Raw genomic sequence first — 9,427 nt, forward strand, 5'->3', positions numbered from 1 at the left:
GTCCTCCGCTCCGAAGGGTGAACATGGTCTCCGCCTCGTTCGATCTCCTCGTCGAGCCCTGGCTCCCCGTTCGTGCGGGTGAGCAGACGGTCTCGGTCGGACTCCGTGAGCTTTATCTACGTGCCCATGAGTTCGACGATCTTGTGGTGCCGGTGCCGCCGGCGGCGTCGGGGCTCTGGCGGATCCTCTACGCGATCACCGCTCGGCTCACCGGCTTGGACAAGCGGAGCTCCTGGGCGGAGCGTCAGGGTCATGTTCTCGATCGGCGGCGCTTCGATCCGGAGAGTGTGACCGCCTACTTTGATCAGTACCGGAACTCCTTTGATCTGTTCCACCCGGAGCGGCCGTGGTTGCAGGATCCGCGTCTGAGGTCGCAGTGCGCGAAGACGTCGGGTGTCAACAAGCTGGTCTTCGGCCGGCCAGCTGGCAACGCGCAGGTGTGGTTTGGGCACTATAACGACCTTGCTCCGCTGCCTTTGCCGGCAGCTGAAGCGGCGTGGCACCTCGTCGCTCAGCTCTACTATGGCGCTTCAGGTCGTTGCACCAGCCGGGAGGTCGACGGGCAGAAGTTCGCCAACAGCAACGCCGGACCGCTGCGATCGGCGATGTCGTACCACCCACTCGGCGGAGCTCTTTTCGAGTCTCTCGTGCTTGGCGTTCCCGGGGAGCACACGGCGAACGATGAGCCTGACCTGTGTCCGTGGGAGCGCCCTGCCCTGCTGGACCCACTAGCTCCGCCGCCAGCGCTGACTTGGCCCGGTGGGCTGTTGACCGGCCGGTTTCAGCACGCCGTCCTGTTGGTTCCCGACGAGGATGGCCGGGTCGTCACCGATGCGTACCTCACCTGGGGTAGACGCACGCCTCCGATGCAGACGCCTGATCCTTACGTGATTCGACGGTTCAGCAAGCAGGGCAGCTGGTACCAGCTGCCGGCCGACGGTTCTCGAGCGCTGTGGCGGGATGTGCCAGCGCTGCTCTGCGACATCACAGACGAAAGTCAGCGCCCGAGGATCCTCGTGAGCGCCCAGGATTTCGATGAAGGTGAGCAGCGTGTCCGCGCCTTCGGCTTCGACCAGGACGGCCAAGCCAAGGATAGGCAGTGGTTCACCTCGGTCACCCCACCGATCTTACGCTGGATGATCAAGTACGACGAAGAGGCAGCGGTTGAGAGCGTGACCGTCGTCAAAGCTGCGGAGGATGTCGGCAACGTGCTGGCCTACCTGATGAAACTGGCCTGGCAGGAGTCAACCGATGTCAAGGACCGGGTCGGGCCGTGGGTGGCTCGGGTGAAGACCCATTACTGGCCACGAGCAGAAGACCTGTTCTGGTCGCACCTGCACAACCGGACGTGGGCCACTGCCCGGAAGTCATACCGACAGCTCGGGCACGAGGCCATCGACTGGGCGACCAATGGCGAGGCTCACCTTCCCCGCTTCGCTGCCGCCATCGACAAGGCACACCACCGGCTCACCGGTAAACGCCAGAAGGGTAAGGCGAAGTGAGTACCGACACCGCGACTCCCTTGTCAATCGACATGATTGACAAGTTCGTCCAACACGTCATCGGACTGTGCGCGAACGTTCCGGAGCGGCGCTCCTCGTTGCGTCGTGGGCTCGGGCGACCACCGGAGCAGGCGTACGGCATGCACGCCACCGTCGCCCGCTGGCTGCCCCGCCAGAGCGACCGGGCGCAGGAGTACGCCCTGTACTCCGTAGCAGCCATGATTGCTGCTCAAACCCGCAGCGGTCAGCGCGGATCGGCGACAAGAATCGGCCCTGACGATCCGGCCACGGATGCGCCCGACAGCGATATCGAGGACGGCCTGGGGGACGTCGGGAACGGTCCGGAACTCGGCACCGCCCGCCAGCGGCTCTCCAGCAGGCCCAGTATCGGCACTGCGCTGGCCCGGGCGGTGAATGCTACGGCGGCAAGCCGAGGTCGTATCAGCCGCACAACCGCGGAGAAGCGGCTGCACCTGCTCGTCAGGCAGGACCTAACCGGGGTGCATCGGCAGCTACCCGGCCTCGTCCAGCACATCCGGTCCGTGGAAACGGCCATCGACTGGGTTCGGCTCATTGACGACCTGCGCAAGTGGGATCAGGAACGTGAGCTCGTCGCCAAACGGTGGCTACAAGACTTCTACCGCACTCTGAATCCCGAGAACGAGGAGCAAGCATGACCCCGGCCCGATACATCGATATTCACCTGCTCCAGAGCATCCCGTACGCCAATCTGAACCGCGACGACCTGGGCTCGCCCAAGTCGATGACCTTCGGTGGCGTCGAACGTACCCGGGTTTCCAGCCAGAGCTGGAAGCGGGCGGTCCGGCTCGCGCTGCAGGAGTCGGCCGGTGAGCAGGCGCTGCGCACCCGCCGGGTGCCGATCGAGGTTGCCTCGCGGCTGCGAAGCAAAGGCTGGTCCAAAGACCTGGCGACGTTCGCCGGTCAGCAGGTGGCGGCGAGCATCACCAGCAAAGGACTGGGGCTGGAGGCCAACGGCGGAACCTCGGTTCTGCTCTACCTGCCGGCATCGGCCCTTGACGACCTGGCCAGGATTTGCGAGGAGAACCGGGACGACCTCAGCCACGCCCAGACAGCCAAGCCGAAGACGGGCAAGTCGTCGACAAAGTCGGACCCGATCCTGCCACGTGACGAGGTCACTCGGACGATCAGTGGCCGCAACGGGGTCATCAACCTCTTCGGCCGAATGCTCGCCGACGTGCCCACCGCCCACGTCGACGGCGCGGTCCAGGTCGCTCATGCATTCACCGTGCACGGCACGAGCGCCCAGGTTGACTTCTTCACCGCCGTCGACGACCTGAACGAGGCGGCGGACGAGACCGGCAGTGGACACATGAACAGCGCCGAATTCAGTGCTGGCACGTTCTACCGCTACGCCTGCGTCAACCTTCACGACCTGACGCGGAACCTCGAGGGCGAGAAGGCGCTCGCTGCCGAACTCGCGGCAGACTTCCTCACGAACTTCATCAGTGCCATACCAGGCGCGAAGAAGAACTCCACCGCCGCGTTCACCGTCCCGGATCTCGTCTACATCGCGGTCCGCGGCGACCGCCCCGTCTCGCTCGCCAGCGCCTTCGAGCCTCCGGTGCGGGCACCCCTGGACGGCGGCTTCGGTCCGAAATCTCGGACAGTACTGTCCGAGTACGCCGGCCACATCTACCGGCTAATCGGCGAAGACGGACTCGTGCATCACGCGCACGCCCTGACCGACGAGAAGGGCCTCGATCATCTCGGCGAGCTGACGCCATCCCACGCCGCTTTGGTGAAGAACGCCATCGCACGGGCCGGGTTGCGGTGACCGGGCTGCTACTGCGGCTCGCCGGGCCGCTGCAATCCTGGGGCGATCACAGCACCTTCTCCACAAGAGACACCCGCGCGTACCCGACCCGGTCGGCCCTCATCGGATTAATCGCCTCCGCGCTGGGCCGGCGCCGCGAAGAGCCGATCAGCGACCTGACCGCCCTGGCCTTCACCATTCGGGTCGACCGAGCTGGAGCCGTCCTACGCGACTTCCACACCGTTGGCGGCGGCCTCGCCCGTGATCAGACCGTACCCACCGCTGAGGGAAGCCGCCGAGGTCCCGGTCAGGGCACAATCGTCTCGCACCGCTACTACCTCACCGACGCCGCTTTCACCGTCGCGATGACCGGTCCGCAACCGCTCGTGGACGCAATCGCCAATGCCCTTGACCGACCAGCCTGGGCTCCCTACCTTGGCCGCCGATCCTGCCCAGCCGAAGCGCCACTGCTGCTACAGGTGACGCCCGGCGATCCGGTGCACGCCCTGTACCAGTCGGTGCCGATGGCCCGGCCACCGGTGACCGGCGATACCGTACCGGTTGACTTCGTCCTCGAAAGCCCACCACCCGGCAGGGAAGACGCGTCGCAACTGACCGCCAACGACGTGCCACTCGACTTCCATCCGCACCGCCGACGCTACCTGTCCCGGTCCCTCTGGATAACCCGACAGTCCCTACCAGCCGACCTCTGCGTCGGACTGGGCGACCGCTACCTCACCGCACTCGCCACGTATCTGAAAGGAGCACCGGCGTGAACGCCTGGCTGATCCGAATCGAACCGGATCTCCGTAACCGGTCCGCCAGCCAGGACCTACGGGACATCGTCGCCATACACCAGCGGGTGATGACGCTCGTACCTGACGGCCTCGGACGCGACCCCCGACAGCGAGCCGGCGTGCTGTTCCGCATCGACCAGGAACCGACAGGTCCGGTCGTGCTGGTGCAGACCACCCTGCAACCAGATCCGAGCCGACTACCCCCACGCTACGGCCACGTTGACACCAGAGACATCGGCCCACTCCTCAAAGCAATCCACCCAGGGATGCGGGTCCGATACCGACTCGCGGCGAACCCCTCCAAACGGGCGATCACCGGACCACACGCCGGCAAAGTCGTGCCGCTGTCCGGCCCCGACGTAGAAGCGTGGTGGATCAAACGCGCCGAGACACACGGACTCGCCCTCGAACAAATGCACACCCACCCCCAGCCATCGATGATCGGCAAGGCCAAACCGATCCGGCACGCGGTGACACGATTCGACGGCACAGCCGTCGTACGGGATGTCGACCTGGTACGCGCCGCCGTGCTCGGCGGAATCGGACGAGGCAAATCGTTCGGCTGCGGCTTACTCAGCCTTGCCGCCGCCCGGTGACCGGCAACGCGCGACGACGTCTGGCTGCGCCCACCCTCGCGATGCTCCCCAGAGTCGCGGACTCTCTCAGCTTTCTCTACGCCGACGTCGTCCGAATCGTCCAAGACGACACCGGCGTCTGCGCCCAAGTCGAAACCCCAAGAGGCGTCGAACGCGTCTATCTCCCCACCGCCGCTGTCAGTTGCGTACTCCTCGGCCCCGGCACCTCCATCACACACCGGGCGCTGTCCACCTTCGCCAGACACGGCACCACCGTCGTCTGCGTCGGCGCTGGCGGAGTACGCAGCTACGCGGCCATCACCCCCGCCGGACTCACCACAAGCTGGCTTGAGCGGCAAGTCCGATGCTGGGCCGACGACACTCAACGACTGGCAGTCGCCGTGCGCATGTACGAACGCCGGTTCGGAGAAGCCGTCCCCGAAGGAACATCACTCGCCCAACTCCGCGGCATGGAGGGACAGCGAATGAAGAAGCTTTACCGCCTACTCGCCGAACACCACCGGACCGGCAAGTTCCGCCGCAATTACGACCCAGACCAGTGGGAAACGCAAGACCCGGTCAACCTGGCCCTCTCGTCCGCCAGCGCATGCCTCTACGGCGTCGTCCACGCCGCGACACTCGCCCTCGGCTGCTCACCGGCGCTCGGCTTCGTACACAGCGGCACCCAACACGCCTTCGTCTACGACATCGCCGATCTCTACAAAGCCAGGGTCACCGCCCCACTGGCCTTCTCACTCGGCAACTCCACCAATCCGGAACGCGACGCCCGGCGCAAACTCCGCGAAGAGTTCCGACTCCTCAAGCTGATGCCCACGATCATCACCGACATCCAGCACCTCCTCGACCCGGACACGGTCCGCCCAACGCCAGAACGGGGCGCCGACGTGGTCTCACTCTGGGACCCAGAACTCGGCGAGGTGCCTGCCGGCGTCAACTACGGCAGCGAGGACTAACCGCCCCATGGCCTCAATGGTCGTCCTGTCCACCACCGCCGTACCCGATCACCTACGCGGCGCCCTCAGCCGATGGATGATCGAGATAACCCCCGGCATGTTCGTCGGCACCCTGTCAGCCAAAGTCCGAGACGAACTATGGGCAACGGCAGCCGCAGTCGTCGGCGACGGAGCCGCCGTGCTCATCCACCCAGACAACACCGAACAGGGCTACTCGATCCGAACCGCAGGACAACGCCGACGCCGACCCGTCGACTTCGACGGCCTCACCCTGATCGCCATGAACCCAATGGAACCGGCGAACACCATAACCGAGGAAATCTGGCCCGAGGGCTGGTAAACGCCCAGGTCGCGAAGGGTCCTCCCCACGGGCGTGGGGGTGGTCCGAGAGCCGCGCCGCGCCGCGCGGCGACCGGGCCGTCCTCCCCACGGGCGTGGGGGTGGTCCGCGGGCCATCAGGTGGCATTCCTCGGTCCACGCGTCCTCCCCACGGGCGTGGGGGTGGTCCGCCCCGCACCGAGGTGCTGTGGTCCAACCGGCCGTCCTCCCCACGGGCGTGGGGGTGGTCCGCAGGCTCAGGCGGTCATCGACGAGATCCTCGAGTCCTCCCCACGGGCGTGGGGGTGGTCCGCTGGGCCGGCCTATGGCGCTGGTCGACCACCCGTCCTCCCCACGGGCGTGGGGGTGGTCCGCCGAAACGGCGTACCGGCGGGCCATCGCCGGCGTCCTCCCCACGGGCGTGGGGGTGGTCCGCCGACGTCGTCCGCGAGATCGTCGACCGGCTCGTCCTCCCCACGGGCGTGGGGGTGGTCCGATGGAGGGCGGCCAGCGAGGTATCAGCCCAGAGTCCTCCCCACGGGCGTGGGGGTGGTCCGGCCCTCGTCGCGGTGGTCGCCGCGGCGCTCACGTCCTCCCCACGGGCGTGGGGGTGGTCCGTCGGCGCGCCGCTGCAGGCGCGCCATGGCGGCGTCCTCCCCACGGGCGTGGGGGTGGTCCGGCGGCAACCGCCATCTCGGGCTTGCCGGCGTTGTCCTCCCCACGGGCGTGGGGGTGGTCCGGTCGACCCGTCCACCATCCACGGATACCGCAGGTCCTCCCCACGGGCGTGGGGGTGGTCCGGTCCCTGACGCCACCTCCCCGCCGCTCAGGGCGTCCTCCCCACGGGCGTGGGGGTGGTCCGGACCGGCGCGGCCGGCGCGTCTGGCGGGAGATGTCCTCCCCACGGGCGTGGGGGTGGTCCGCCGCAGCCCCCACAGCCACCGCTCGCGGATGCGTCCTCCCCACGGGCGTGGGGGTGGTCCGGCGTCTGCGCGGAAGTTGAGTGCGAGAGGGACGTCCTCCCCACGGGCGTGGGGGTGGTCCGGCGCTCAGCGTGTGCGTACCCGCCGACAGCACGTCCTCCCCACGGGCGTGGGGGTGGTCCGCTAGTGGACGTGACCGTTGTGGTCGCCACCTAGTCCTCCCCACGGGCGTGGGGGTGGTCCGCCGCCGGCGGACCGCTGGTACAACCAGCCAACGTCCTCCCCACGGGCGTGGGGGTGGTCCGGCGGCCCGCGCACTGGGCATCTCCACCCGGGAGTCCTCCCCACGGGCGTGGGGGTGGTCCGGTGCAGATGTGGCTGTCCGGCGGTGCGGTCGGGTCCTCCCCACGGGCGTGGGGGTGGTCCGGACCAGATGACGGCGGTCGCGGAGGCCGTGGCGTCCTCCCCACGGGCGTGGGGGTGGTCCGGCCAGCATGAGGCCCATGTAGATGTCGGGCTCGTCCTCCCCACGGGCGTGGGGGTGGTCCGACGCTAATCCGTGGCGCCAAACTGCCGGAGGCGTCCTCCCCACGGGCGTGGGGGTGGTCCGCCGTGGACGGCCACCACCTCCGGCGCGGTCACGTCCTCCCCACGGGCGTGGGGGTGGTCCGGGAGTCGTCCTGCTCCCACGGGTCGGCGTTCTGTCCTCCCCACGGGCGTGGGGGTGGTCCGACGGGCGGGTCGAGGTCATCCAGGCGCCACCGGTCCTCCCCACGGGCGTGGGGGTGGTCCGCACCCGGGTGATGCCGATCGGCGGTTGGAGCCGTCCTCCCCACGGGCGTGGGGGTGGTCCTACCCGGATCGCAGCGTGAACACGAAGTACTTCGTCCTCCCCACGGGCGTGGGGGTGGTCCGCGCGAGTTCGAGCACATCCGGATCGGCCGGGAGTCCTCCCCACGGGCGTGGGGGTGGTCCGCCGGGTGGCGGGGTCGTACCCGGGGGCGGAGAGTCCTCCCCACGGGCGTGGGGGTGGTCCGGCGGCGATGCTGCTGGCTCTGGCCGGCGGCGGGTCCTCCCCACGGGCGTGGGGGTGGTCCGTACACGGTTGAGCAGGCAATCAGCATCGGCGGGTCCTCCCCACGGGCGTGGAGGTGGTCCGGTGTCCCGGTCCAACTCGACCCGCCGTAAGAAGTCCTCCCCACGGGCGTGGGGGTGGTCCTAACCATGCCGGCACCGACCGGGGCGCACGTCTGTCCTCCCCACGGGCGTGGGGGTGGTCCGGCGTTCGACCGGATGGACGCCCGCGCCCGAAAGTCCTCCCCACGGGCGTGGGGGTGGTCCGATGGAACGTACCTACACCGCCACGGTGCGGGTGTCCTCCCCACGGGCGTGGGGGTGGTCCGGTCATCGTCACGATGTCCGGGACACCGGCCGGGTCCTCCCCACGGGCGTGGGGGTGGTCCGATCCGGGTCCGCCGGCTGACCGCCGGGACCTAGTCCTCCCCACGGGCGTGGGGGTGGTCCGGCGGAGGTGCTGGCGCGGGTGCGTGCGCACCGGTCCTCCCCACGGGCGTGGGGGTGGTCCGGTCGTCCACCCGTCGTCCGCGGTGCCGCCCGAGTCCTCCCCACGGGCGTGGGGGTGGTCCGTCCCACGTCCTACCGTCCGATGACGACGACCGGTCCTCCCCACGGGCGTGGGGGTGGTCCGTTGGCCGTCGCCCGCGCCGCCCAGGTGTCGCCGTCCTCCCCACGGGCGTGGGGGTGGTCCGAACCACGACGTGCTCACCGCGCCGCCGCTCCGGTCCTCCCCACGGGCGTGGGGGTGGTCCGCGGGGGATCCACCCCGGCCCGTCGGAGGAGCTGTCCTCCCCACGGGCGTGGGGGTGGTCCGTTCTGCAAGGTCGATGGCTGCCATGAGGTGGCGTCCTCCCCACGGGCGTGGGGGTGGTCCGTTGACGCTCATCGACTGGCCGCCGTTGTAGCCGTCCTCCCCACGGGCGTGGGGGTGGTCCGGAGGAGCCCGTGACCGCGACGGACTGACGCTGGTCCTCCCCACGGGCGTGGGGGTGGTCCGCCCGGCCGGACGGGCAGTGGTGGCCAGCACCAGTCCTCCCCACGGGCGTGGGGGTGGTCCGCAGGCATACGACCCCCCTCGTGGTGGTCCGGGGTCCTCCCCACGGGCGTGGGGGTGGTCCGGCTGAGATCGAGGGCGACCGCCGGCTGGAACTGTCCTCCCCACGGGCGTGGGGGTGGTCCGGGAGCGGCCCCAATTGGCTAGGTGGATCAGGCGTCCTCCCCACGGGCGTGGGGGTGGTCCGGCACCGCCGTCCACGCGGAGATGGAGAACGTCGTCCTCCCCACGGGCGTGGGGGTGGTCCGTCGCTCAGCAGACCGAGTTCGGGACCGGCCGGGTCCTCCCCACGGGCGTGGGGGTGGTCCGGTGCGGCCGTTGCCCGGCTGCGGGGCGTGGGCGGTCCTCCCCACGGGCGTGGGGGTGGTCCGTCGATCAGCTGGCGCACCCCCAGCGTCGGGGTGTCCTCCCC

The 9,427-nt window shown here is 69.2% G+C and carries 7 protein-coding genes and 1 CRISPR repeat array; all 7 genes read left to right on the forward strand.

Going from position 1 to position 9,427, the window contains the following annotated elements; translation table 11 throughout:
• Window positions 1-23: 23 nt before the first annotated feature.
• Genes casA through cas2e form a run of 7 tightly spaced genes read left to right on the forward strand, consistent with a single transcriptional unit; the run spans window position 24 to window position 5,983 of the window.
• Window positions 24-1,502, forward strand: a complete 1,479-nt coding sequence (casA, locus tag O7627_RS37040; protein ID WP_278098090.1) for a type I-E CRISPR-associated protein Cse1/CasA — start codon at window positions 24-26, stop codon at window positions 1,500-1,502.
• A complete protein-coding gene (gene casB, locus O7627_RS37045) occupies window positions 1,499-2,179 on the forward strand; it encodes a type I-E CRISPR-associated protein Cse2/CasB (RefSeq protein ID WP_278091430.1) in 681 nt (226 codons plus the stop codon). The genes casA and casB overlap by 4 nt, the downstream gene beginning before the upstream one ends.
• Window positions 2,176-3,318, forward strand: coding sequence for a type I-E CRISPR-associated protein Cas7/Cse4/CasC (gene cas7e / locus O7627_RS37050; protein WP_278091431.1), 1,143 nt, complete (start codon window positions 2,176-2,178; stop codon window positions 3,316-3,318). Before casB ends, cas7e begins: the two co-directional genes overlap by 4 nt.
• Window positions 3,315-4,073, forward strand: a complete 759-nt coding sequence (gene cas5e, locus O7627_RS37055; RefSeq protein ID WP_278091432.1) for a type I-E CRISPR-associated protein Cas5/CasD — start codon at window positions 3,315-3,317, stop codon at window positions 4,071-4,073. Before cas7e ends, cas5e begins: the two co-directional genes overlap by 4 nt.
• Entirely contained in the window at window positions 4,070-4,690 is a 621-nt protein-coding gene (gene cas6e / locus O7627_RS37060) for a type I-E CRISPR-associated protein Cas6/Cse3/CasE (RefSeq protein ID WP_278091433.1), read from the forward strand. The genes cas5e and cas6e overlap by 4 nt, the downstream gene beginning before the upstream one ends.
• Entirely contained in the window at window positions 4,687-5,643 is a 957-nt protein-coding gene (gene cas1e, locus O7627_RS37065; RefSeq protein WP_347404625.1) for a type I-E CRISPR-associated endonuclease Cas1e, read from the forward strand. Before cas6e ends, cas1e begins: the two co-directional genes overlap by 4 nt.
• A gap of 7 nt (window positions 5,644-5,650) precedes the next feature.
• Entirely contained in the window at window positions 5,651-5,983 is a 333-nt protein-coding gene (gene cas2e, locus O7627_RS37070) for a type I-E CRISPR-associated endoribonuclease Cas2e (protein ID WP_278091435.1), read from the forward strand.
• An 18-nt stretch (window positions 5,984-6,001) separates the two neighbouring features.
• A CRISPR array of direct repeats spans window positions 6,002-9,386; the repeat unit is 29 nt; unit sequence GTCCTCCCCACGGGCGTGGGGGTGGTCCG.
• Window positions 9,387-9,427: the final 41 nt, after the last annotated feature.

Origin of the sequence: Solwaraspora sp. WMMD1047 (assembly GCF_029626155.1) — a bacterium.
In the GTDB taxonomy this organism is placed as follows: Bacteria; Actinomycetota; Actinomycetes; order Mycobacteriales; family Micromonosporaceae; genus WMMD1047.